The organism is Microcoleus vaginatus FACHB-2002, from assembly GCF_040004035.1.
Taxonomy (GTDB): Bacteria; Cyanobacteriota; Cyanobacteriia; order Cyanobacteriales; family Microcoleaceae; genus Microcoleus; species Microcoleus vaginatus_C.
Window position 1 is genome coordinate 111,257 of record NZ_JAMPLN010000019.1, and the last position, 25,324, is coordinate 136,580.

Annotated in this window: 21 protein-coding genes and 1 tRNA gene; 13 read left to right on the plus strand and 9 right to left on the minus strand. The window is 47.2% G+C overall.

The genetic code is table 11. The features are described 5' to 3' along the window. The first annotated feature begins 15 nt into the window (after positions 1-15). The 4 genes from NDI35_RS17435 (at position 16) to NDI35_RS17450 (ending at position 7,125) form a co-directional block, all read left to right on the plus strand. Complete coding sequence (locus tag NDI35_RS17435) at positions 16-918, plus strand: hypothetical protein (RefSeq protein ID WP_445313839.1); 903 nt, start codon at positions 16-18, stop codon at positions 916-918. A 207-nt stretch (positions 919-1,125) separates the two neighbouring features. Continuing rightward, positions 1,126-2,067, plus strand: a complete 942-nt coding sequence (locus tag NDI35_RS17440; RefSeq protein ID WP_445313855.1) for a glutathione S-transferase family protein — start codon at positions 1,126-1,128, stop codon at positions 2,065-2,067. A 323-nt stretch (positions 2,068-2,390) separates the two neighbouring features. Then, the gene (locus NDI35_RS17445; protein WP_445313840.1) at positions 2,391-5,342 is read left to right on the plus strand and encodes a COR domain-containing protein; all 2,952 of its coding nucleotides are present in this window, start codon (positions 2,391-2,393) and stop codon (positions 5,340-5,342) included. A 532-nt stretch (positions 5,343-5,874) separates the two neighbouring features. Then, a complete protein-coding gene (locus tag NDI35_RS17450; RefSeq protein ID WP_445313841.1) occupies positions 5,875-7,125 on the plus strand; it encodes an MFS transporter in 1,251 nt (416 codons plus the stop codon). Positions 7,126-7,259: 134 nt separating this feature from the next. Here NDI35_RS17450 and NDI35_RS17455 read toward each other — a convergent pair whose 3' ends face one another. Both NDI35_RS17455 and thyD read right to left on the minus strand, forming a co-directional pair. Continuing rightward, the gene (locus tag NDI35_RS17455) at positions 7,260-8,300 is read right to left on the minus strand and encodes a nucleotidyl transferase AbiEii/AbiGii toxin family protein (protein WP_445313842.1); all 1,041 of its coding nucleotides are present in this window, start codon (positions 8,298-8,300) and stop codon (positions 7,260-7,262) included. A 145-nt stretch (positions 8,301-8,445) separates the two neighbouring features. Next, the gene (thyD, locus tag NDI35_RS17460; RefSeq protein WP_445313843.1) at positions 8,446-9,372 is read right to left on the minus strand and encodes a thylakoid membrane protein ThyD; all 927 of its coding nucleotides are present in this window, start codon (positions 9,370-9,372) and stop codon (positions 8,446-8,448) included. A gap of 147 nt (positions 9,373-9,519) precedes the next feature. Between thyD and NDI35_RS17465 the strand changes: the two genes are divergently transcribed. Further along, positions 9,520-11,151, plus strand: a complete 1,632-nt coding sequence (locus tag NDI35_RS17465; protein ID WP_445313844.1) for a DUF3352 domain-containing protein — start codon at positions 9,520-9,522, stop codon at positions 11,149-11,151. A 140-nt stretch (positions 11,152-11,291) separates the two neighbouring features. Here the strand turns inward: NDI35_RS17465 and NDI35_RS17470 are convergent, their stop codons facing one another. The 3 genes from NDI35_RS17470 to NDI35_RS17480 all read right to left on the minus strand — a co-directional run bounded on the left by NDI35_RS17470 (position 11,292) and on the right by NDI35_RS17480 (position 12,543). Continuing rightward, positions 11,292-11,489, minus strand: coding sequence for a hypothetical protein (locus tag NDI35_RS17470; RefSeq protein ID WP_006632682.1), 198 nt, complete (start codon positions 11,487-11,489; stop codon positions 11,292-11,294). A 196-nt stretch (positions 11,490-11,685) separates the two neighbouring features. After that, the gene (locus tag NDI35_RS17475; protein ID WP_333041347.1) at positions 11,686-12,102 is read right to left on the minus strand and encodes a tetratricopeptide repeat protein; all 417 of its coding nucleotides are present in this window, start codon (positions 12,100-12,102) and stop codon (positions 11,686-11,688) included. Between the two features lie 87 nt (positions 12,103-12,189). Then, complete coding sequence (locus tag NDI35_RS17480) at positions 12,190-12,543, minus strand: HesB/IscA family protein (RefSeq protein WP_333075296.1); 354 nt, start codon at positions 12,541-12,543, stop codon at positions 12,190-12,192. A 244-nt stretch (positions 12,544-12,787) separates the two neighbouring features. On the opposite strand from NDI35_RS17480, the gene NDI35_RS17485 reads away from it, so the two are divergent. The 7 genes from NDI35_RS17485 to NDI35_RS17515 all read left to right on the plus strand — a co-directional run bounded on the left by NDI35_RS17485 (position 12,788) and on the right by NDI35_RS17515 (position 19,599). Continuing rightward, positions 12,788-14,440, plus strand: coding sequence for a DUF6930 domain-containing protein (locus NDI35_RS17485; protein WP_445313845.1), 1,653 nt, complete (start codon positions 12,788-12,790; stop codon positions 14,438-14,440). A gap of 143 nt (positions 14,441-14,583) precedes the next feature. After that, a complete protein-coding gene (locus NDI35_RS17490) occupies positions 14,584-14,838 on the plus strand; it encodes a hypothetical protein (RefSeq protein ID WP_445313846.1) in 255 nt (84 codons plus the stop codon). Further along, entirely contained in the window at positions 14,828-15,199 is a 372-nt protein-coding gene (locus NDI35_RS17495; protein ID WP_445313847.1) for a type II toxin-antitoxin system PemK/MazF family toxin, read from the plus strand. The genes NDI35_RS17490 and NDI35_RS17495 overlap by 11 nt, the downstream gene beginning before the upstream one ends. A gap of 60 nt (positions 15,200-15,259) precedes the next feature. After that, a complete protein-coding gene (gene zds / locus NDI35_RS17500; protein WP_445313848.1) occupies positions 15,260-16,696 on the plus strand; it encodes a 9,9'-di-cis-zeta-carotene desaturase in 1,437 nt (478 codons plus the stop codon). Positions 16,697-16,888: 192 nt separating this feature from the next. Beyond that, positions 16,889-17,335 (plus strand): SRPBCC family protein, encoded by a 447-nt coding sequence (locus NDI35_RS17505; protein ID WP_445313849.1) that lies wholly within the window; start codon positions 16,889-16,891, stop codon positions 17,333-17,335. A 106-nt stretch (positions 17,336-17,441) separates the two neighbouring features. After that, positions 17,442-19,439 (plus strand): protein kinase domain-containing protein, encoded by a 1,998-nt coding sequence (locus tag NDI35_RS17510; protein ID WP_445313850.1) that lies wholly within the window; start codon positions 17,442-17,444, stop codon positions 19,437-19,439. An 86-nt stretch (positions 19,440-19,525) separates the two neighbouring features. Next, a tRNA-Val gene (locus NDI35_RS17515) sits at positions 19,526-19,599 on the plus strand. 78 nt (positions 19,600-19,677) lie between these two features. Here NDI35_RS17515 and NDI35_RS17520 read toward each other — a convergent pair. After that, a complete protein-coding gene (locus NDI35_RS17520) occupies positions 19,678-19,863 on the minus strand; it encodes a hypothetical protein (RefSeq protein WP_445313851.1) in 186 nt (61 codons plus the stop codon). 574 nt (positions 19,864-20,437) lie between these two features. On the opposite strand from NDI35_RS17520, the gene NDI35_RS17525 reads away from it, so the two are divergent. Further along, the gene (locus NDI35_RS17525) at positions 20,438-22,219 is read left to right on the plus strand and encodes an SWIM zinc finger family protein (RefSeq protein WP_445313852.1); all 1,782 of its coding nucleotides are present in this window, start codon (positions 20,438-20,440) and stop codon (positions 22,217-22,219) included. Positions 22,220-22,276: 57 nt separating this feature from the next. Here NDI35_RS17525 and NDI35_RS17530 read toward each other — a convergent pair whose 3' ends face one another. The 3 genes from NDI35_RS17530 to NDI35_RS17540 all read right to left on the minus strand — a co-directional run bounded on the left by NDI35_RS17530 (position 22,277) and on the right by NDI35_RS17540 (position 24,932). Then, a complete protein-coding gene (locus tag NDI35_RS17530) occupies positions 22,277-22,888 on the minus strand; it encodes a 2OG-Fe(II) oxygenase (RefSeq protein ID WP_015176299.1) in 612 nt (203 codons plus the stop codon). A 109-nt stretch (positions 22,889-22,997) separates the two neighbouring features. Then, a complete protein-coding gene (locus NDI35_RS17535; RefSeq protein ID WP_445313853.1) occupies positions 22,998-24,602 on the minus strand; it encodes an alkaline phosphatase D family protein in 1,605 nt (534 codons plus the stop codon). Between the two features lie 198 nt (positions 24,603-24,800). Beyond that, positions 24,801-24,932: a hypothetical protein gene (locus NDI35_RS17540; RefSeq protein ID WP_445310616.1), complete on the minus strand. Its 132-nt coding sequence runs from the start codon at positions 24,930-24,932 to the stop codon at positions 24,801-24,803. Between the last annotated feature and the right edge of the window lie 392 nt (positions 24,933-25,324).

Genomic DNA, 25,324 nt, shown 5'->3' on the forward strand with positions numbered 1-25,324 from the left:
ATTTAGGAGTTTGTGATGAGCAAATCTATTGTGGAATTGGTTGACAATTTGCCGTCTGATGGCATCACTGTGAAAATGTTAAAATCTCTCGATTTTGTGGTGCCGGGGGAGTGGAACAATCTAACGGGTTTTGATAATACTATTGAAGCGGTGACAGGGGAAACAAAGCGCAAATTAGTTGGGAAAATTCGCGATCGCGCGATCGAGCTTTACGCCAACCCCAACGAGCCCTATCAAGGCGTAGTCAGGCTTTACCAGTTAGCAGACAGCGCCGACAGTGCGTTAGGTGCAACGGCTATGGCCAGTAAAATCGGCGAAAACATCGGCTTTCTTTCCTTTCTCAACCGCCTCACTCCCAAAGCTGACACAACTCAAACGATCGACTTGTGCGTCAAAGTGGCGATCGAGCTAATTGCCTACTGCAAACTTAACAATATTTCCCTTGACAATGTGGGAAGCTTTGGTAATTATTTATCTCATTACAAAGGCGAATCTCTGATGCGGATGGCTGCTTTAGTTTGTGCTGACGGTTTAATTCCCCTTGGCCCGGACTTCATTAGAGTAGCACAAAATACGATAGGCGGATTGAATCCTTCAACCTTGCAGCAAAACTCAACATTCCAAAATATCAGTAACCTAATTCCCGGCGCAAATAACTCACAAAAGTTCGGATTTTTGACGGCAACTTTCGCCTCAGCGCAAGGTTGGATGAACAATTTAGTACAGTCTCGCGGCTTAACTCCCGCTATAGTTTTAGGCCATCTCAAGCAATACATTGATGTTGCCGATGACAAATTGGATTATGTGGCGGCGTTTTTAGACATGACTACCAATTATTACGAACATACGGGAATTCAGACGGTTTCTCGCCGATTGATCGATCGAGCTTATGGCGAAATAGCCTCTGGCAGATTTTAGAAAACTCGTTCTCAGGTGAGGGAACAGATCGAGGCAGAGCCTCTGGATCTGCCTTCCCAGGCTCTGCCTGGGAACGAGGGAATAAACCTCGCAATGTGAGTTAAAATAAGCAGATTATGTTAGCAAACCTCTTTTAATCGCATTGTGAAAAACAAATCGCTTCCTTCATCCGTAACAGTCAAGCTAGGCAAATTTGTCTGGACATCAATGTGGCAATTAATGATGTCAAAACTAGCGCCGCCCGATCGCACGGGAGCATACATTCGGCCCAGCAGCAGTTTCCGCAACTTTGTCAGCACTGCACCAGACAACCCTCACGGGCCCGCTGCGGGACGGTATCGCCTCTTCGTGGGTACGGGATGCCCTTGGGCGCACCGCACTCTGGTGACGAGAGCGCTCAAAGGGCTAGAAGATGCGATATCCGTGTCTATTGTCTATCCCTCGGAAGGGGGAATGTGGGTGATGGAGTCGGAGACTTTTGGCTGCAACACGATGCCGGAACTTTACCAGTTGGCTTTACCGGCCTATCAGGGGCGGTGTACTGTGCCGGTGCTGTGGGATGACTCGACAAAGACGATCGTCAATAACGAGAGTTCGGAAATTATTGTGATGCTAAACTCGGAGTTTAACGAGTTTGCTAGCAATCCTCAAATGGATCTTTATCCTCTGGATTTGCGATCGCAAATTGACCAGTGGAATGACAAGATTTACCAATCGGTGAATAACGGCGTTTATCGCTGCGGTTTCGCGCAATCTCAAGCTGCTTATGACTCGGCTTGCAGTGAATTGTTTGCTGTTTTAGACGAGATCGATCGATCGCTCTTGAGGAGTCGTTACCTTTGTGGCGATCGGGTGACATTAGCAGACGTGCGGCTTTTTACTACTCTATTCCGTTTTGATGCCGTTTACTACAGCTTGTTCAAATGCAATGTGCGCCGCATTCAAGATTACGAGCATTTGGGAGCTTATCTGCGCGATTTGTACCAGTTACCGGGAGTTGCTGGCACTTGCGATTTGGAGGCTGTGAAGCGCGATTATTACGGCAATTTGTTCCCGCTGAATCCTGGCTGCATTATCCCCGCTGGGCCCGATCCGCGGAGTTTGCTCAAAGCTCACGATCGCGCAGGGCTCAGAAACCGGGTTTCTTAACAAAATCAGGCGTGAAGATGCCAGAATAATCGCAGAAACCCGGTTTCTAGGATGCTTGGGCGATCGCGCAGGAAATCAGAAACCGGGTTTAGCTCGTTCCCAGGCTCTGCCTGGTAACGCATATCCAGAGGCTCTGCCTCGCCTTAACCCTCCAACAAACCCTCCATTCTCTCCTTTACCCAAACCTCACGATCGACAAAATATTGATGTTATTTTGAAGTGAGTTTAATCAATATTCAAAATCAAATCATGTCTGGCGATCGCCCGAGTCATCTCAAAAGGCGATCGTACTTATATACAAAAATCCAAACAAGGAATTGGCAATGTTAAGAAATGAGGGCGATCGGGAAGCACGACGGCGCATTGAAAAGGCACGGCAAGAGGGAGCAAGAGAACTCGATCTTAGCGGTCTGGAACTGACGGAACTGCCAGATGCGATCGCATCTCTCACCCAGTTGCGAACGCTTTATCTCTTCAACAACGAACTGAGGGAACTGCCAGAGGCAATCGCATCTCTCACTCAGTTGCGATTGCTTTACCTCAAGAGCAACGAACTGAGAGAATTGCCAGAGGCAATCGCATCCCTCACCCGGTTGCAAGAACTTTACCTCCAAAACAACGAACTGAGGGAATTGTCAGAGGCGATTGCCTCCCTCACCCAGTTGCGACAGCTTGATCTCCACAACAACCAACTGAGGGAACTGCCAGAGGCGATTGCCTTCCTCACCGAATTGCGACAGCTTGATCTCTACAACAACCAACTGAGAGAACTGCCAGAAGCGATCGCATCCCTTACCCAGTTGCAAGAGCTTAACCTCTCCGACAACCAATTGAGAGAACTACCAGACGCGATCGTCTCCTTTAAACAGTTCAAACTGCGAGGGCTTAAGATTGACAACAATCCTTTCAATCCTGACCTCGCTGCTGCCTATGAACAAGGTACTGAAGCGCTCTGGCAATACCTGCGGGCAAAGGCAGAAGCACAAATCACGCTGAATGAAGCCAAGCTGATTTTGATCGGTGAAGGCGACGTGGGTAAGAGTTGTCTATTGGGGGCATTGCGGGAAGATGAATGGCTAGAAAGTCGTCCCACCACTCACGGCATTGAAATTAAGCCAGTTATTGTCACTCATCCCGACAGTGGCACAGAGATATCACTCAATGGTTGGGATTTTGGCGGTCAACCCGTTTATCGACCCACCCACCAGTTGTTTTTCAGTGCACCAGCCGTGTATCTGGTAGTGTGGAAGCCGCGGGAAGGCCCCCAGCAGGGCTTGGTCAAAGAGTGGATTACGCTAATCAAGCATCGGGAACCAGATGCCAAGGTGCTAGTAGTCGCAACCCACGGCGGCCCCGGACAGCGACAACCGGACATTGACAGACAGGAAATTCAGGATCGATTCGGCAGCGATACGGTGCTTGACTTCTTCCATGTAGACAGCAAACCTGACCTTCAGAACTCCTGCACCGGGCTGGCAGAATTAAAAGCAAAGATTGCTAGTGTCGCCGCATCTCTTCCGGAAATGGGACGTTCCGTTCCCGCCAAGTGGCAGCGAGTGCGGAAAATCTTGCAGACACACGACAAAGCCTATCTGCCCTACGATGAAGTCCTTGCCATCTGCGCTCAACAGGGAATCGATAAGGAACAAGCAGAACTTTTCCTTCGCATTTCCCATACCTTGGGGCATTTCATCCATTACCATTACGATCCAATACTGCGAGATATCGTCATCCTCAAACCCGACTGGCTAGCAAAGGCAATCAGCTTCGTACTCGATGATGAAACAACCCGCCGCCGCAACGGTTTAGTAGATTTTGAGCATCTGGGCGAATTATGGAGTAATCCCCCGTTTCCAGGCGAGGACGGCTACCCGAAAGAACTACATCCCATCTTTCTCAAGCTGATGGAACGCTTCGATTTGTCCTACCGGGTGGTGCTCGACCCAGCTAAACCCAGCAATACCAGCTTGATTGCTCAACTTGTACGCGATACACGCCCGGAATTGCCCAATTGGGGAGAGCAACCGGAAGCGGGAGACAGACAACAAGTGCAAATCTGTCGAATTGTGGACGATCGAGGACAACTTGCAGTAGCAGAAGGATTGTTTTACCAGTTGATTGTGCGCTTGCACAAATACTCACTGGGGCGCTGCAATTACGAAAAAAGTATCCATTGGCAACGGGGTTTGATGCTTGATAACGACTACAACGGTCGGGCATTGCTGGAATATGTTAACACTGATGTAAAAATTACCGTGCGGGCAGCTTATCCAGAACGGTTTTTGTCTTATCTCACGGAAGAGATTAAATGGCTAGTCGAGAATTTCTGGGAAGGATTGCGATGTAATGTGATGGTTCCCTGCATTGCGCCTTGCGGTATGAATGCGCCGGGAAACGGGCTATTTGAAGTAGAGAAACTAATTGAGAGCAAAAAGAAGAATCGTCATGAGTATCCCTGTCCCATTTCAGGCTGTGGTGAATGGCAAAACATCGATCGTCTGCTGAATAACGCCCCCACTGCTCAACCCCTATCCCAAGAAATCGGCATTCAGCAGTTCCGAAATATTGTCAAAGAGCTAAAAATTATCCGCAAAGATTTAGTAATTTTAGATCGTCGAGGTCAACAACGTTTTGAGTTATTGTCTCAAGATCAGCGCAAGATTCTCAGCCAAATCGATGAGGAATTTGCGTCACTGATGCAAATGTTCACCGATGAAGCGAAAGATGGCCCGCGCCTGTTCAGTTTTAAGCCCGTCGATCCAAAGTTTTTCGATCGCCCCAAATGGATAAGTACAAAATTGCAAATTACACTCTGGTGCGAACACTCTCGTCAACCGCTTCCCGCCTTAAATCCTAACGACAAGAAGAAGGGGGTTTATGAATTGGAAGTGTCGCGCGAATGGTTGACCAACGCAGCCCCCTATCTCAAAATTTTGAGCGGAACCCTTAGTTTAGTCTTACCTGTAGCAGCCTCGGCAACCAAGCTAATGCTAGATGAAGCAACCTACAAAGGGATTGAAGAGGAACTCGATTTAGGACAAAAAAGTATCGAGTCTACCTTGAAAGGAAGCGATTTAGCTACTAATTTATCTGCCGATAGAGATGCCCCTGATTGGCAACAGGGCGAAGCAGCCATCCGCGCCCAAGGCTCGATTTTGCGAGAATTACACGCCCTGCTAAAAGCAAAAGATCCTGGCTTTGGTGGCTTGGTGCGGGTGCAGAACAGACGCCGCGAATTTCTGTGGGTTCACGAGCAGTTTGTAGATGAGTATTAATATTTTTATCTTGACACCATTATTACGATACTGTGAGAATTTAAATAGGAAATCCCTTCCATGCTCTGCCTGGTAACGAGGGGAATGATGAGAGTATAACCAGAAAGGTTGTGACAGATGGGAGGCTTTGAAAATTTTGAATTCTATTTTGAATTCTTCTGAACCATCTGTTGTTTTGTAGGTTGTTTCGTGGTTTGATCATATAATGTATCCAAAGTTACAAATATATTGAGCGATGTAGTTGCATCAGCCTGTTAAAATATGTCAAAACTGACTGATTGCGATAATCAAAGATTGTTCATAGAAAGCCGGAAGACGATTGTAATTCCTGACTTAGCACACAATGCCTAGGAATTACAACAGAAGTCTATTGATACTGACGTTTATAAGTCTTAATACAAGGTATCATGAAAATTTTTGATTTTTATGCAAATTTAGCCTAAATTCGGCTGGATACAGTACAGATGGGGGATGAAGTTAACTGCACTGAGATTTTGAGATAGATTGAGATGAGAAATAGCGAGTAAAGCTGATGTCACATTCACCCCCAAATCCCCGATCGCATCCACAGCAAAATCCACAATCTTGGGCAACCAAAATGACGCTGTTGTTGGCCAGCAGCCTCACTGTGATGGCCGGTGCGACGGTTTCTCCCGCACTGCCGGCGATGAAACAACATTTTGAAAGCGCGATCGCCGATGTCGATACTCGCACCACTTTAGTTAAACTAATCATCACCCTGCCCGCCCTATTTATTGTGATTGGTTCGCCCATTGCGGGGTTAATTGTCGATCGCTTTGGCCGCAAACGCTTGTTACTGATCGCCACCCTGTTATATGGGTTAGCAGGCAGTTCGGGACTCTTTTTCGATAGCTTGACTGCAATTCTGGCGGGGCGTGCGGTTCTGGGTTTGGCAGTAGCAGGCGTTATGGTAACAGCCACCACCTTAATTGCCGACTACTATAGTGGCCCCGCCCGTGCCGCATTTATGGGATTGCAAGCGGGATTTATGGGCTTGGGCGGCGTGCTGTTTCTGACATTGGGGGGAATACTGGCACAGCAAAACTGGCGCTATCCTTTTGTGATTTACCTATTTGCCTGGTTGATTGTGCCACTTATCCTGGTGTTTATTTTAGAACCAAATCGGACTGATGCTAGTATCCCAGGAGTAGAAGCGCCTACTGCAGAGGCACCGCCGAAGTCGATGCCTGTAGGGGTTCTGGGGATTGTTTATGGGTTGACAACGCTGAGTCAAGTTGCCTTTTATCTGATTCCCGTTCAATTGCCCTTTTTCTTGGAAACTTTGGTCCAGGCTTCCCCCTCACAAAGTGGGATGGCGATCGCACTTTGTACGCTATTGAGTGCGATCGCATCCCTCACCTATGGCAAATTCAAACAGCGCATGGAGTTTGTCACGTTTCTGCCCTTAATTTTTGGGTTGATGGGCATCGGCTATCTGTTAATCGGTCAATCCGCCAACTGGGCGCAGGTATTGACTGGGTTGGCTATTTCCGGGATGGGACTGGGAATTTTGATGCCTAACATGACGGTTTGGCTGAGTGCCGCTGTGCCCGAAGCGGTGAGAGGACGTGCGCTGGGAGGTTTGTCTACGGCGATGTTTCTGGGACAATTTTTATCTCCGATCGTGACTGGGCCGTTGACAAAGGCAGTAGGTTTGGGTGCAGTCTATGCCATCACCGGAGGGTTTTTGGCGATCGTGGGGATCGGATTTGCCGTATTTAAGGCCCAAATCCGTCGCCTGACTCGTAGCAGTGCGATCTAGTGCAGGGAGAGTACATTAAAAGGGTTTTCTCTGAAGCTGATTCAACGATTCCCTGCGGGACAGCTATACCTTACCCGCAAGCACGCGCCTTAGCATTCTGCACCGTTGAGTTTCGTCGGGAAATTGACCGCTTATTAATCAACATCATTTATAGTCTCGCTAAATGTCCTGACTGTAATTTCCCGGCCTAAATCCTGAGCTAGTAAATCGATACCGTCAATAACTTTATTTGGCTCTGCGATACTCAAAACCTCATAGCATTTTTCCCGATAATCGGGACGATCTTGGAAATACTGAATTGCTCGATCGAGCGGTTCCATAACTTGATAAGCTGTTTCCGCTTTGTCGATCGCCTCTTGGGGAATCGGAGTCGCTAACCTTTGCATAGCCAAGTCGATTAAATCTCTAGAATTTACCCGATCGCTCGGCCATCGATCGGCATTTGCCAAAAGCTTTTCTGCTATACTATCAATTTGATTCAAACAAGGAACAGGCGACCACTTTGGATAATTGGGTTCGCCAAACTCAATTCGCCCTTCACAAACCATCTCGAATTTAATAGTAGTGCCGTCAACAATAACAGGAAATCTTATCCCATACTGGTTGGCTTGAATATCGTTCGGGAGAACAATGCGTGAAACGAAGCTATCCCCAAGCGAATCCCGACTAGCAAAAATCGCATCATAGCCTCCTTCGGCAACTTTTCGGCGCAGGAGACGGTAGCCATCATCCATCGGACACATAAAGTCAATATCCTGGCTCAACCGATATTCTCCGTGTTCCATACTTACCAGGGTTCCGCCGCCCAAATACGCCCGACATTCCTGTAGAAATTCGACATTCAAGTGGCTGAGTACAGTTAATATCTTTTGATGAATTTCGCGTTTAAACATTGCTTGAGAACTTACCCACTTTTCTGGATTTTTTGGCGGAAAACTGCTTCCCAGTTCTGCTATTAACCAAGACTGATAGTGTTGGCTGATTTGTTGAATAAAAGCCAGTTCCTCAAAGCTAGGTGTTCGCAAAACTCCCCAATAATGCCAGCCAGATTCGTAGCGGCATAGCATTTCCTTGAAACTCAATTTTTTTACATCAGCAATTTGCCAGCAGATAGCTTGAAGGAATGGGAGTTCGGCGGGAATTGTCAACCCGGTTGCTATTTCTTGATGGTTCATCTGCTTTCGGGGAAAGCGAGGCAGAGCCTCTGGATATGCGTTACCAGGCAGAGCCTGGTAACGAGGAATTTTGTTTGAGTCCGCGCAGGCGGACTTTGTTTGTTTAGCCCCGAATTCTATTCGGCGGGTTCTATTCCGTAGGCTCCTAACTTCCCGATAAAATCTCTTCGAGTGCTAATTTCAGCGTCGGATATTGATATTGAAAACCGCTAGCTAAAGTTTGTTTTGGCAACACTTTCTGCCCTTCCAAAACAAGTTTTGCCCCGTCTCCCAACAGCATTTCTAAAGCAAAACCTGGCACCGGCAACCAAGAAGGCCGCTTTAAAACTTCGCCTAAAGTTTGGCACAATTCATTCATCCGCACCGGATTCGGTGCTGTCGCATTCAAAACGCCTTCAACTTGCGAATTTTGCAAAGCGTACAAAATTAAATCAACCACATCCTCGCGATGAACCCAAGAAAACCACTGTTTCCCAGTGCCCAGCGGCCCGCCTGCAAATAGTTTAAAAGGTGGCAGCATTTTTGCCAACGCGCCTCCCATTCCCAAAACTATCCCCAGCCGCAAAATTGCTAGCCGCGTTCCCGCATTTTTTGCAGGTTGGGCGGCTGCTTCCCAGTCTTTGGCAACTACTGCTAAAAAATCGTTTCCCGCGAGGCTCGTTTCGTCAAACTCAGCGGTTTCGCTGGTTCCGTAATAGCCGATCGCCGATGCACTCACAAACACCGATGGTCTAGGATTAGCATTGACTATTGCCTCGACCAATTTAGCCGTAGTCACTCTGCGACTGTCCAGAATTGCTTGCTGGCGCGCCTCCGTCCACCTTTCCTCCGCAATCGGAACCCCTGCTAAATTGACAACAGCGTCGCAGCCCGCGATCGACTTTTGCCAATCACCAGACTCCGCAGGAGTGTAGGCGACAACTTCCAAGTTCGGATAAGCTGAAGCCGGAAAAACTCGGCCAGCCTTCGCCGCATCCCTGCTCAAAACCACAACTTGATGTCCCGCAGCTTGCAGCTTCTCCACCAGCCGGCTACCTACAAATCCCGTTGCTCCCGCGATCGCTACTTTCATCTTTTACCAATAATGCACAGTTCTAGCAGTTTAGACGATCGTCCAAACTTGTTTTGAATTATACAAAACTAGAGCGCCGGCCCGATCGCCTCCCCACAAGCTTTCTGTATTTTGATTAAACTGATATGGACGCGAGGAACACAAACCATGCCAGCAAAAAAATCAAAGCTTCTAATTGCTGCCTCCACCGTCGCAGCAGGTAGCGCTGCGGTCTACTTTTACTTCCAGGGTTTGAGCCAACAAGTATCCAACCCTCAAGACAGCGCCAAAGTTGTGCCCGACGAAGCAATGATGGCCGCGTTTATCTCCCCCAATCCCCAAGCGTTGTCACAATTGCAGCGATTTGGCACGCCAGGGGCTCAAAAGTTGGTCGGTCAGGGTTTGAAGGCCTTTCAAGAACAAAGCTTGGCAGGCACTCAAATCGACTTTGACAGGGACTTAAAACCTTGGCTGGGGGGGGCGATGGTCGCTTTGTTGCCCCCTGATGCTGTGACGAATACAGAGCCTCCAAAACTGCTGGTAGTAGTCAGCGTGAAAAATAAAATTAGCGCTTGGAATTTTGCTAATAAATTGAAATCTCAGCCGGGTGCAACTACTCAAGAAACCGAGTATAAAGGAGTTAAAATTTTTGAGATTGCAGAGCCAACTGGCAAGCGCTACAGTGTGGCTTTGCTGAACGACCAATTGGTGATGGCTCCTTTGAGAAAGCCTGTGGAATTGGCGATCGATACTTTTAAAGGAGAACCCTCCCTCGCTACGCAGCAGAGCACAACTAAGTTTTTTGCAGAGAGTGCTGGTGTCAAGAATCCCATCGCAACTGTTTATATTGCTGACTATCCGGCGGCAATTGAGCAATTGAAAGCTAATTTGCCCCCAGATATCCAGTTGCCTTGGACAGTGTTTTCGCAGTTCAAACAAGTTAAGTCTTTGGTAGCGGGAATTGGAGCGGATAGTGAGGGATTGAGGGTAAAAACTATTGCTCAGTTAGACCCTAAATTCGTTCAGAAAAATCCACAATTCGCATCGAAGTTGTTGCCCAGATTTCCGGATGAAACTATTGCTTTAGTCGGCGGCAAGGGAATCGATAAAATTTGGTCGCAAGCAACCGCTGAGGCAAAAGATAGCCCGGAAGTTGACAGGGGAGTTCAGCAGGTGAGGAGTAGTTTTAAGCGGTTGGATTTGGATGCGGATCGAGAGGTTTTTGGTTGGATGAACGGGGAATTTGCGATCGGGGCGATCGGTTCCAATCAAGGGATTTTGTCTCAGTTGGGAATGGGGGCGGCGATGATTTTTGAAACCAGCGATCGCCCTGCTGCAGAAGCAACCCTGAAAAAACTTGATGCGATCGCCAAAAGCAATCCTACAGTCAGTGTCGCCCCCAGACAAGTTCAAGGCAAAGAAGTTACGGAGTGGCAAATACCCCAGCAAGGCACTTTATTCGGGCACGGTTGGCTGAATGAAAATTCCGTGTTTGTAGCTTTCGGCGGGCCTTTAGTTGATGTGATTACTTCGACGCCACCGCAACCGTTAAGCAGCAGTCCGAGTTTTCAGGCGATCGCTACTTCTTTACCGCGGGCCAATCAAGGTTATTTTTACATAGATATGGAAAAAACCATGTCTTGGGCTAACCAATATTTGCTCGCAGTACAGCCAAATTTAGTTTCGCCGCCCGCTGCTGAATTGCTGAATTCTCTCCGAGGAGTTAGCGTAGCTACAGCTTCTACCCAACCGACAACTGCTGAGTTGGAGATGCTTTTTGCCTTGAAATCTAACCGGTAATTTTTCCTTCTATCCTTCTATCCCTTAAATCCCGATTCACTGCGCGTGGCCGAATTTTTTTCTGACAAAAAAAAGATGCTGCCCTCCACAGAGGGCAGCTACTCAAATAAAGCATCTTAAAGTCTCTCAAAACTTCAGAATTAACCTTCAGACATTCCTGATTTATTCGGCAATTGCAAATCATCCGGGTCTACGTAGTGACAAACTGCTTTGTCCATGCAAATCAAGGCCCAGCCGGATTTATCGATGCTCATCAACTTGTAAGAAGCTGGCTGAATAAAGAAACCTTTGTGGTTGCGGGTTGCTGGTTTGATGTTAACGTGGCTGTCAGTGCTCATGTTTTTACAACTCCTAGTATTATCGTAGTAAAATCTGAAAACCGCTGAGCGGGTTTGTGAATCGTCTAAGTTTTCAAATACTAGCACTGACTTTCTGAGTTTTCCATAAAGTTATTTATTGATTTATTACGATATCGTAATAAACCGCAAAACCGATTTCGTCGATCCCCGCCCAAAAATCGACTTGTTTGCGTGGTTACGGCTCCAGAAGCCACTGTTTAACGCGGGCGAGACTCTTCCAGTCGGGTTTTCTCTTTAATCCTTCTTCAAAATTTTTTTTAACTTCGTCGAGCAACTCTTCGGAAGCCATGAGAAGTTGCTGAGCCACTTCGACGTGGGGGCGCACTCCTTTATCTTTGAGATCCAGGATCGCTACTGCTAGGTTGATGCGAGCTTGGGGGTCATGAGGGTTCAATTTAACGGCTGTTTTCGCTGCCTTTTGAGCCGGTGCAGGTTTATTTTCCAACAGGTAGAGCCACGCGAGGCTAGCCCAGGCATTGCCATTTTTGGGAGCTTTTTCGCACACTTCTTTAAACACGGGGATCAGATTAGCCGGGGCTTCGCCAGCTTGGTAGCGATCGAAACCGTCTTTAAACAATTCTTCAGGGGTCATTCGATTTTAGATTTTAGATTTGGGATGTTGCACGGAAAAGGGCATGGGGCAGTTAACAACTTTCTGCCCCATGCCCTCTTTTCCGATTTATGTAGAAAAAGAACTGCCACAACCGCAAGTTTGAGTTGCGTTGGGGTTAGTAAACTGAAAGCCGCCCCCAATCATAGCATCGCTGAAGTCGAGAACCAAACCGTAGAGATAAAGAATGCTTTTGCGATCGCAAACTACCTGAAAACCGTCGTAGTCGAACACTTCATCGTCGGATTTCACAGTGCTTGGATCTGCGAAATCCATCACGTAGGACATTCCAGAGCATCCGCCCTGGCGCACCCCTACCCGCAAGCAGAGGTCTTTACCTTGTTTTTCTCTCAGGGCTAAAACTTGACGGATAGCAGAGTCCGTCATTTGAATTCCCCGCTTTTGTGAAGTGGCTTGAGTCATAATTTCCGAACTCCTGAGACTGTCTAATGCAAAGAGTTTAATCTTATTGCTCCATTGTACAGGCATTCGCCAGAAGGCATTCGGTTAGATGCTGAAGGCCGAATTTTTAGCTTCTAACTTTTAATTCCCGTGGGGCCTCGTTCCCCAGCTTGATGTCCTCTCCCCCTATAGGGTTTATGATTGAGAAGCAGCGGTTGACCGGCTACCGGCACCGCACCAATGCTTCACCCAACGGGCTTACTCTATGGCAGCGCTGAATCGCTCTACTCTTCGTCGGCTACAAAACTTACCTCAAATTCCCAGCGTGTGGGAGGGCGATCGCCGACCCTTATCTAATGCTGACTCGCACATGATGCTAGATGACGATGACGTTCTAGAAGCTGGTGGCGAGTGCATTCTCTGGGTGGATGGCTCCGAAGGAGTCGTGAGGGCTATGGACATGGTAGGCCCAGATGCCGGCCCAGAGGCGATCGTCCGGGCCCTGCTACGGGCAATGGAACATCCCCAAAGTCCGGCTCCCGCAGTCCGTCCCCAAAAAATAGTAGTCAAAAACCGAGAAATTCAATTTTATCTGCGGGGCGTACTTCAAGATTTAGGCATTTCCATTGACTACGTGCCGGAATTGCCCCTAATTGACGAAATCTTTCGCGGCATGGAAGAGGTCGCGATCAACAGACCTCCTGAGTTGCCCCCTCAGTATGCTGAAGTTTTAATGGAAAAAGCGGCTCAAATTTGGCAGGACGCTCCGTGGCGGACTTTGAGCGAACACCAAATTATATCTATTGAAATTAATCAGTGGGATGTCGCCAGCCTCTACGTGTCCGTATTGGGGCAAGGCAGAATGGATTACGGAGTTTTACTGTACCGTTCTCTAGAATCCTTGAAACGGTTTCGAGAACGAGTCGTCAATAATGATGAATCTTTTGAAGATTTAGAACAGGCTTTTTTAGGGCAAGACTGTTTGTTTCTCACCTTTGAAAGTGCAGCAGATATTGATGAGGACGACGACGAAGAAATTGATTTAGCCAATTTGCCTCCATCGGAAATTGAACCAAATTTCGGCAACCTACATCCTTTAGAAGGATTGCGATCGATTCTTTACGAAGAAGAAGCCCTCACGATGTTAGTTGCTCTCGAAGCATTTCACCGCTTTTTCCGCAACGGCCGCCGGAAATTGGGTTCAGACACTTTTCCCACTCTTAGCAGTCGCTACCGCATCCCAGTTCCGCAGGCTGACGGAGAAATTCAACAGGTATCCGTTAAAGTTTCGACGATGCCCGAAGTGTCAGACGAATTATTACAGATGCTCGGTGATGACGATGATGATGATGATGATGATGATGATGAATTTGACAAGCCACTGCTGCGGGACGATTTGGTGCCGCAAAATTCATTTTTGAGTCTCGGCGCCGTACCTTGGGAAACGGTAGATTTCCTGCGCCAAAGTGTCCAGTTTCACCAAGGTGCAGAAGTTGATATTAATACCGCCGGAGATGGTTTGCCGGTGGTGATGATCCAAACTTCTCATCCGAAGGCAAAAACTATGATTCAGGATTTGAAAGAAGCTGGAGGCGTCAAGGGGATTGGTTTTAATCCGGGCGAAAATCCTTTTCAGGATGAGCAATTCGACTTGGGTATTTTGCAAACAAAAAATGGGGAGCTGTATTTGTTTGGAGAGTTTAATGAAGACGATCCGGTGCATCAGGAAGCTCGCAAAAAGTGGGACCGTCGCTGTAAATTAACCAACGGTTGGTGCGGTTTGATTATTGCTAAAGGGTTGATGGGTGCTTCTCGCGGTCAGCCTCAGTTTAAGGATATGATCGCTTTGCTTGAGGTGCGCTGGGTGTCTGCTAAAGAGTTGGGAATCGGGCCACTTCAGTTGATGCCAATGTTTTAAAGGAAGAAGGAAGAAGGAAGAAGGAAGAAGGAAGAAGGAAGAAGGAAGAAGGAAGAAGGAAGAAGGAAGAAAGAAGATGTAAAAGTAATTTGTAAGGTGCGCCCCAGCGCACCATTGTTTTTAAATTATTAAGGAAAATGATTATGTCAGATTCTACTCAAAAGCGAGAAGTGTTAGTCGCCCTTGATGCTGAATTCGCGGATAAAATAGACCAGCTTACTGATGATTGGACGGAGGCGATCGAACAAGCTCTCCGTCTCTGGTACGCTAAGCAAATAGAAGATAAGTTGCGGAAGTTTTATCAAAACCGCAGCCCAGAAGATATTGAGGAGGAAAAAGAGTGGTTTAATTTTGTAGAGGTACAGATAGAAGAAACATGGAGCAGCGATGGACTCTAACTCAACAGGAAAAACTTATCCCCGCCAAGGTGAGCTTTATCTTTCAAGGGCTTTGCGTCAATTAGGAGATACTAAAAAAAGACCTGTAGTTGTGGTTTCTCCCGATATCCGCAACGAGTTTACTGATTCTGTCATTGTTGTTCCTTTCACCACTAACCTTGCAGGAGTAGAACATCCTACTCGTGTCTTGATTCCTGCGGGTGAGGGAGGATTGCAAGCTGAGTCTCTAGCTGTATGTGAAAACGTTTCTGCTTTGCGGCAGACATTCCTAGAACAAGGCTCTTACGGTCAAGTTAGTACCGATGTCCTAGCCAGAATTCAGAGGGCTATGCAAGTGTCGATCGGCATTTATGAACTTTGAATGTTTCGGAAATTATAAATTTTGTTACAATTGGTAAAAATACTGTAAAGGATAGGTAAAATGCGGGTTGCGATCGCAGGTGCGGGACTAGCTGGAATGACCACAGCAGTCGATTTAGTGGAGGCCGGCCACGAAGTAGAAATTTTTGAATCCCGCCCCTTTGTCGGCGGCAAAGTCGGCAGTTGGGTAGATCCCGACGGCAATCACGTTGAAATGGGTTTGCACGTCTTCTTCGGCTGCTATTATAACTTATTTGCGCTGATGAAAAAAGTGGGAGCTTTTGACGATTTGCTCCTCAAAGAACACGTCCACACTTTTATTAATCGAGGCGGCGAAACCGGTTCTTTGGATTTTCGCTTTCCGGTGGGTGCTCCTTTGCACGGATTGAAGGCATTTTTTACTACATCCCAGCTATCCGTACAAGACAAAATTCAAAATGCGATCGCCCTGGGAACTAGCCCGATCGTGCGAGGTTTGATAGACTTTGACGGGGCCATGAAAACTATCCGGGATTTGGATAAAATTAGCTTCGCTGACTGGTTCCGCAGTCAAGGTGGCAACCAAAACTCGCTCAAAAGAATGTGGAATCCGATCGCCTACGCACTGGGTTTTATCGACACTGAAAATATTTCTGCCCGGTGTATGTTGACAATCTTTCAATTCTTTGCATCGAAAACCGAAGCCTCTGTCATGCGGATGCTAGCTGGTTCTCCCAACGAATATTTGCACAAACCAATTGTGGAATATTTGGAAAACAAAGGAGCCAAAATTTACACGCGGCGCAGAGTCCGAGAAATTCAGTTTGAAGAAGGCGAAGAAACCCGCGTAACAGGCTTGGTAGTAGCTAACGGCGAAACAGAAGAAAATATTACCGCAGACGCTTACGTTTTCGCCTGCGACGTACCAGGAATTCAGAAAATATTGCCCCCAGCTTGGCGCAAATGGTCGGAATTTGACAACATTTATAAATTAGATGCAGTGCCGGTTGCTACAGTACAATTGCGCTTCGACGGTTGGGTAACGGAACTGGAAGACGAAGCTAAGCGCAAACAGTTGAGCCATGCTGTAGGAATCGATAATTTGCTATATTCAGCAGATGCAGATTTTTCTTGTTTTGCAGATTTGGCGCTGACAAGTCCCAAGGATTATTATCAAGAAGGAAAAGGTTCGCTGTTGCAGTTGGTGCTGACACCGGGAGATCCGTTTATCAAACAAAGCAATGAGGCGATCGCCCAACACGTACTTAAGCAAGTTCAGGATTTATTCCCCTCAGCGCGGGAATTAAACATGACTTGGTACAGTGTAGTGAAGCTCGCTCAATCTTTGTATCGCGAAGCACCGGGAATGGATGTTTTCCGCCCTGCTCAAAAAACTCCGATCGCCAATTTCTTTCTAGCAGGAAGTTACACTCAGCAAGACTACATTGATAGCATGGAAGGAGCGACACTTTCAGGCCATCAAGCGGCTAAGGCAATTCTCGAAGCTTACAGTCATTAGTCATTAGTCCTCTCTCGTTTTCTCTCGTTCCCAGGCTCTCCCTGGGAATGCCAATCAGGAGGCTCTGCCTCCAGTATTCGAGAGGAAAAGCGAGGCGGAGCCTCTGGATCTGCGTTAGCAGGCAGAGCCTGGTAACAAGAAAAAAGAAACAATTCTTCAATCTAAAATCTAAAATCTAAAATCTAAAATCGCATGACTGATTGGTTAGAACATAGCGTCCAAGTAGAAATAGCAATTCCCATCGAATTAGCGTGGCAACTCTGGTCAGACTTAGAGCAAATGCCGCGCTGGATGAAGTGGATCGAATCAGTTCGCATTCTCGAAGACAACCCGGAATTGTCGCGCTGGAAACTCGCAACTGGCGGGTTAGAATTTAGCTGGCTTTCTCGGATTCTCAAAGTAGTGCCCCATCAGATAATTCAGTGGGAATCGGTAGACGGTTTGCCAAATCGGGGTGCGATCAGATTTTACGATCGCAAAAACAGCAGCATTGTCAAACTGACGGTAGCTTATGGAGTTCCCGGCTGGCTGGCAAAATTGATGGACAATTCCTTTCTAGCGCGAGTAGTTGAATCGACTCTTATGGCTGACTTGGAAAGGTTTAAAGAGTATGCTCTGAAAGTGAAAGCGACATCTTAAATTCTGAGGACTAAAGTCCTGTGGTTTTTAATTGTAACGCGAGAGTCGATCGCCCCCCGGCCTCAGTATCATAGAGATGTGCTGCTGATTCCTTCTCGGTTCAGTTATGAGTTACTGCCTAAACCCCGCCTGTCAAAACCCGCAAAATGCCGATCGTACCCAATTCTGCCTGAATTGTGGCTCCAAACTGTTGCTGAGAGAGCGTTACCGCGCCATCAAACCCCTGGGGCGCGGCGGTTTTGGTCGCACTTTTTTAGCCATAGACCAAGACAAACCCTCAAAACCCCGCTGTGCAATTAAACAGTTTTTCCCGCTATCTCAAGGTACTAGCAGCAGTGAAAAAGCAGCAGAATTATTCAACCGAGAAGCGGTGCGGCTGGACGAATTGGGGAAACACCCGCAAATTCCAGAATTGTTGGCGCACTTTCAGCAGGAACGCTATCAGTATTTGGTACAGGAATTTATAGAAGGTCAGAATTTACAGGAAGAGTTGGCGCGGACTGGGCCTTTCAGCGAAAGTCAGATTCTCAGTCTGCTGAAGGATTTATTGCCAGTATTGCAGTTCGTGCACGATCGCAGTGTAATTCACCGAGATATTAAACCCCCCAATATTATCCGGCGTCGCATTTCTCAAACTCCCATCATTTATACTTACCCAACATTAACCGGGGAATTAGTTTTAGTTGATTTTGGCGCTGCAAAAGTTGTGGAGGGTTTGAGACAAACCGGTACAGTCATCGGTTCTCCCGAATTCGTGGCGCCGGAACAAATTAGAGGTCAAGCGGTTTATGCCAGCGATTTGTACAGTTTGGGAGTAACTTGCATTTATTTGCTAACTCAAATATCTCCTTTTGATTTGTTTGATATTAATCAAGATATTTGGGTTTGGCGAGACTTTTTGAAGGTTCCAATCGATCCGAAATTAAGTCGCATCCTCGACAAAATGATCGAATCGAGTCTCAGTCGGCGCTACAAATCTGTAGCTGAGGTATTGAAAGATTTGCAGCCTCAGTCGGCGGGGGCGGGCATGGGGACACCGCCCCTACCACCGCCTAAAATTTCCGTGCCGCAGAGAACGCCTGTGGTGCAGAATGCAGTGCCGCCAACGGTTGCAGGCACAATTTTACCTGTGCCGCCTATGCAGCGGGTTGTACCCGCACGCGCGCCTACTTGGAGGTGTGTTCATACTCTGGTAGGGCATTCAAATGCTGTTACGTCAGTAGCTTTCAGTCCTGATGGCGCGACTTTAGCTAGCGGCAGTGAGGACAAGACGATTGAGATGTGGAAATTGGATGCGGGTAAGCGGTGGTACACTCTTACGGGTCATTCTGACTGGGTGACTTGTGTGGCGTTTAGTCCTGATGGCGCGACTTTGGCTAGTGGCGGCCGGGACAAAATGATTCATATTTGGGATTTGAATAAGGGTAAGTGGTGGTACGCTTTGGCTGGTCATTCTGACAGGGTTTGTGCTGTGGCGTTTAGTCGGGATGGTCAGGTTTTGGCTAGTGGCAGTCGGGACAAAACTGTGCAGTTGTGGAATTTGAATAAGGGAAAGGGGATGTCGGCTTTGACTGGTCACGCTGGGGGGGTGGAGGCGGTGGCTTTTAGTGCTGGCGGGGAGTTTTTGGCCAGTGGGAGTCGGGACAAGACTGTGCAGTTGTGGGATTGGCAAAATGGTCGATCGATTTGTACTTTAGCAGAGCACGGGGATTGGGTGCGGGCGATCGTTTTTGCGACCCCCCCCAGCCACCCCTTGGTAAGGGGGGGAGTAGGAGAAGGATTGATTTTGGCGACGGGGAGTCGGGATGGTACGGCGAAGCTGTGGCGGGTGGATGGACAGGGGCGAGGGACGCTGTTGCGGAGTATGAGGGACAATTCTGGGGATGTTTTGTGTCAGGCGTTGAGTCCCGATGGTCGGGTTTTGGCGACGGGGAGTCGGGATGGCACGATTTATTTGTGGGATGCGGGCACGGGGGGTTTGCTGGAAATTCTGACGGGCCACGGGGGGGAGGTTTTGTCGGTGGCGTTTAGTGCTGATGGGGGGAGTTTGGCTAGCGGTGCGGGCGATCGAACGGTGAAGATTTGGCGGGGGATTGGGCATTAGGGGCGATGTCAAGAGTGCCCGCTTAAAAAATCTCATATTTATGCTTGACAGGCGATCGAATGTTCTGCTACATTAGGAATTCGTGAGGACGCATAGCTCAGTTGGTTAGAGCACTACGTTGACATCGTAGGGGTCACTGGTTCGAGTCCAGTTGTGTCCATTAATTTCCCTGCTTTATAAATCCAGACTTTTAGGTTTGCCACCCTAGCAAAATTTCTGTTTTCCGCTCATCCTTCGCTCAGTCCGACTCTTCTAAGTAGCTGAGTATCTCCAAAACTGCTTCCATATCAGCCAAGTCTGCCCTCGACTTTTTGCGCCGCGCTTTCAACCGACATTCCGCAGATAGGAAAGCAGATTGAAGAATTAGAAAAATGAAGAACGGGCGTTGCTGGATTAAGGTATGATAAGCGCGCTCGCTCTTCATCTGACTCGATCGTAATGATTAATTTAATAGGAAACGGGAACACTATTAAACCAAAGAATAAGCTGTTGCGGGATTTAAATTGTCTGTCAAAAAACAATAAAAGTCTTGTGGGGTGGGCGTCCCGCTCGCCCAGAATATGCAATTTAAATGCGCGACAGCTTAAACCCAAACAACCCGGTTTCTCGTTGTCGCGATCGAGCTAAAATGGCCAATTTACGTGAAGAAACTGGGTTTTTGCGTCCTGGACTGTCAGCCTAACATTTCTCTAGCCCTACCCCATTAAAAAGGATGCCAACACTACTAATTTCTCACAGACTCCTTAGTTTTTTTCAAGGTATTTTATATTATAGCGATCGCTAACTAGCTAGGTGCAAATAAACTTTACATTGTCACAGAATGTAAAGCTCTAATAACAAGATCGATTGCTTTGTTAAGCTGCCAACGTTCTCAGTGCTTGCTTTACAGATTTTTCAAATAGATGGAAACCTCAAATCGGAACGCAATTAAATTGTATAGCAAGTGTATTTCTCAGGTAAAATCGAGTCTAATCCTTTAACTGCTGAGGCATAGTCTCATGCCCATTCCCAAACTCAGTGAAACAACGATCGAGCATAACACCTCTGCCCAATCCCTCAAGCGGGGTGAAGCTTACTATTTAGCTGGCAATGTTACTAGCGCAGTCCGGCGTGGCAATATGGTGCAAGCAGTAGTGGAGGGTTCCGAAGTAGAACCCTACCGTGTTACCCTGCCCTTTGATGATGCCGGATTAGCATCTACATTATTCTGCACTTGTGCTTACGAGAACGGTGGGTGGTGTAAACACATTGTGGCGACGCTGTTATTGTGTCTGCGGCAACCCGAAATAATTGAGCAGCGCCCGACACTGGAACAATTGCTCGATCGCCTCAACGATGTACAAACCCAGCAATTAATACAGCATTTAGTAAAAAAAGAACCATCACTCATTGATGCGATCGAACGATACATTAACTTAAGTGCTATTCCTGCACCTTCAAACCAACCAACCAAAGCACCCCGCCACACCTCCATCGATCCTGCTCCCTTTCGACACCAAGTACGACGAATTTTGCGAGAGGCTGTGAGGTGTTTCGAGGATGGATGGGAGGAAGAAGACCCGATTACAGAAGAACTTTTAGATGTAATTCAGCGAGCCCAGGAATTCAGCGAACAGGGGGATGGCAACAACGCCTTAGTAATTTTAGAAGCCATCACCACAGCCTGCGTTGAAAATTGGAATGATGTAGCAGAATATGGCGCTGAAAATTATGAGATAGCTAACGCTTTGAATGAAGCTTGGACAGAAGCCATTTTGACGGCTCAACTAACTGCTGAAGAAGAGATTGATCTCCAGGTGATGTTAGAAGCTTGGCAAGATGAATGGGATTGTGATTTCAGCATGAGCTTGGAAGCTTTACGCCAAGGTTGGGACGACCCCCTACTCCAACAGGTACTGGAAGGAAACATTACTGGGCAAGGAGTTTGGGCTGGTGACGCACCAAACTGTGCTCACGACTTAGCATTGATTCGCTTGCAAATCCTCGATCGCCAGGAACGCGATCAAGAATACTTATACTTAGCCCAAGCAGAAGGTTGTGCTCAACAATACTTGACGATGTTAACTCGTTTGGGGAGAGTAGAAGAAGCAGTGGAAGCTGCTGCTACCCAGATGCAATCAGCGGAAGATGCTTTGGCTCTCGTTCAAACTTTAAAACAACAGGGAGCCTTAGAACAAGCTCTGAAAATTTGCCAAGCTGGGTTAAAATTGTCAGGTCATTGCCATTACCAACTGGCAACATCGATGAGTGAGTTGGCTGTTGAGTTGGGCGAAGACGAACTTGCGTTAAATGCTAGAATCCAGATATTTAAACTAAAACCATCTTTTAGCGATTATAGTTTAGTGAAGGAGTTAGCCAGGGATAGTTGGTCAACTTTGAAAGCAGATTTGTTAGCAACTCTGAAAAGTAATGAAAGTTGGAATTTTACTGACGCGAAGGTTGATATTTTTCTGGATGAGGGAATGATTGAAGATGCGATCGCCCTTGCTGATGGCTTGAGTTATTACCACTCAGCACTGATTCACCGAGTAATGGGGGCTGCTATCAGCCACAGCCCCGATTGGGTAATCACTAATGCTTGTGGGCGGGCTGCATCGATTATGGATCAAGGGAAATCAAGCGAGTACAATCTTGCGATTAAGTGGTTGGAAAAAGCCCGCGCTGCCTATTTACACACTGGGCAAAATATTCAGTGGTCTGCTTATCGTTCTCAACTGATGCAAGTACACAGTCGGAAGCGGAAGTTGATGGAAATGCTCAAAAGTCCCAATTTAGATTGAGCCTTAAGTTTACCGTAAACCCAAGTGAAAGCGACCCAACCCAGGATCGAATAAACCTTACTTAATTTTTGCTTTCACGGCCCTAGATTCCACTGTGAATCCTGGAATATCTTGCAGTTCTGTTTCGCTCAAACTGTACTGTTCGCAAACCAAACTCAAACGAGTTCCGGTACTTTTAACAGCGTTGACAGAGTGAGTCAAATCTCCTTGAAAATAGATCAGCGAGTTGGCTTGCGGCTTAATCTGCCCGACTTGCTGTTTGTTGCGCCGCAGTATCAACTCTCCCCCTTGCAAGTTCGGCGGTACTTGTACGTACAAAACGCTGACGGCTGCGGGAGGTTCAACCGTTTTGCAGTACGATCGCAAAGATCGATCGATATGCGGATCGACGCGGGAACCTTCACCCAGCAACAGGGGGTTGAGGTAAAAAGCATTGCATTCAGGCTGTAATGCTTGGTCTAGATAGGGTTTGAACAAAGGGAACCGCCGTTCTACTTCGGCGATTTCCGAACGTTGAAACACCACGGAAAACCCTTTTGTGCCAATGAAATCGCGATTGAGGTTGTTGATTGCTAGATAAGGGGAGGCTAGAATTGCTCCTCGCAAGTCGTTGAGGTAGTCGATCGAGAAAGCGTTAGGATGTTGGCTATAGTATTTCAAGGCACTCAAAAATCATCAAAGTTTAAGGAAACAGCAGATAGAAATGCAGCAATCGCTCAGACTTGGGATTGGGATTGCTTCGTTGCGGGCAATGATCTAATAATGTTTAGAAGCTGTTTTAAACCTCCGGCGGCAAGTCCACGCTGTAGAGAATTTTGCCTTCAAGGTTGTGCAGCGCCACAGTCATCACCTGACTATCGCCATTAATTTTAACCGTACCAAAGAACTGAAAACCTTTTGTAGGAGGTAGATTTTCTACTTCTCCCGGCGGCAAGCTTTGGAACTTAACTAAGGGACCAAAAGTATTGTCAAGCTTGTTTGGTCCGTAAGTTCCAGCGTGAAGCGGCCCGGCAACAAACTCCCAAAACGGTTTAAAATCAGTGAATTGAGCTTGACCGGGATCGTAGTAGTGCGCGGCAGCATAATGCACGTCAGCGGTCAGCCAAACGACATTTTGGATATTGTTTTGCTGGATAAAGCGCAACAATTGGGCAAGTTCGAGTTCGCGTCCTAATGCAGGACCATCTCCATTGGCGAGGTTCTCAAATTTGCCGCTGTTTTTGCCATCTTCAATCACCAATCCGAGCGGCATATCGCTAGCAATTACTTTCCACCTTGCCTTTGAATTCTGCAATTTTTTCTTTAACCAGCTAACTTGAGCATTACCTAAAAACGCCGTTTCTTCACTTGCTGCTGTCTGACGGTTGGTAGTGTTTAGTCCTCGGTAGCTACGCATATCCAGCATAAAAATTTCCAGGGAAGAACCGTAATTGAACGAACGGTAAATCCGTTCTGGGTCGTTGGCATCGAAGCGGAGCGGCGTATACTCCATAAATGCTTGCTTGCCTCGCGCTGCCAGTAAAGAACTGCTCTTGACTTTGTAGCGGTCATCGCTCATTAGCATCTCGCCGGGATACCAGTTGTTTGTAGTTTCGTGGTCATCCCACTGAACTAGCTGAGGCACTTCGGCGTTGAAGCGCCGGATGTTATTGTCTAGCAGGTTGTAAATGTAATTTCCGCGAAACTCTGTTAAGGTTTCAGCTACTTTTGACTTTTCTTCTGTTGTGATGTTTTTCCAGATGCTACCGTCGTCAAGTTTTACCTCAGATTTAATCGGATTATCTGCATAGATGTAATCGCCAGAATGAATGAAGAAGTCTGGCTTAAGCTGCCTGATAGTTTCATAAATTTTCATGCCGCCCCATTCAGAATTGATACCCCAACCCTGTCCGGCGGTGTCTCCCGACCAGGCAAAAAAGATGTCGCGCTTGCTGTTTGGAGGTGTGCGGAAACTCCCCGTAACGGGGGCGCTGTAGATGTTTGGATCGGCTAAATTCTGGAAGCTGACTCGGTAGAATATTTGCCGATCGGCTGGTAGGTCAATCAGGTTAATACGCGCCGTGTAATCGCTAGTTTCCAACGCTGCAGGTCCGATGATGCGCTGCACGTTGCCGAAGGAGTCGGCGGTGTCATATTCGACTATCATCCGGGAGGAGCGATCGCACCGACTCCAAATCACCGCACTGTTGCCGGTAATATCACCGCTAGCAACACCGTATGGAATGCTGGGGCGCATCCGAGCCGAGGTGATAATTGCCGGTGCAGAAGATTGTGCTAACCCAGATTTCGATCGCAGGTTTGCGACAACAATACCGCTACCTACAATTGCCGAACCGAGTAGAAAATTGCGGCGGCTGAGTTGGTCTTGTTTTTTACGTTTCATGGCTACCCTCATCTTTAAAAATACCGAGACTGTACTTGGGCTAATTTGTGATGTACGCAACAATCAGCAAATTCACCGCTGTTCCTGAGACGCCCCGAACTCGGAGGAGGAAAACAACTCCCACAGACAAAGGCAGGTTTTCTATCAAGTTTTAGTGTACCCCGAAAAAGCAACCATCTAGACCACCAAAGCACAATATTAACCATGTGTCTTCGCTTTTTCCTCTGCTAGTGCTTTCGCTAAACCAGCAGCAGCTTCAAAAGAATCATATAAACCTTGATTAGCTACTTTGTTCTGAACATCCAATGGGATTAAACCTGATTCATTCAATAATTAGTCTACTACCAAATTTAGTAGCAAAATTTGATCGGAGTGAGATAACTCTTTGAGGAGGGGTAAAATTTCGGTAAGAGGCATAAGTTAATCGCACAATTCACTTCAACTGTACCAATTCCTCTCTCAAAATCAGCATCCTCCCGCCGAATTTAATCCGAGTGCGAATGTTCCCAAACCCCCCCAACCCCCCCTTAGTAAGGGGGGGCAAGAAATTATAGACCAACCCCCCCTTAGGAATGAAAATTTAATAACTTTAGCGTCTGCTAAATAGTCGGAACTGCACGATAATTCCATTTTGGTAGATATTCATCAAAAATAATTTTCATTGTTTCTTTAAATCCCTTAGCTACTTTTCGACCAGTTTCATAAATTTTATCGATTACATT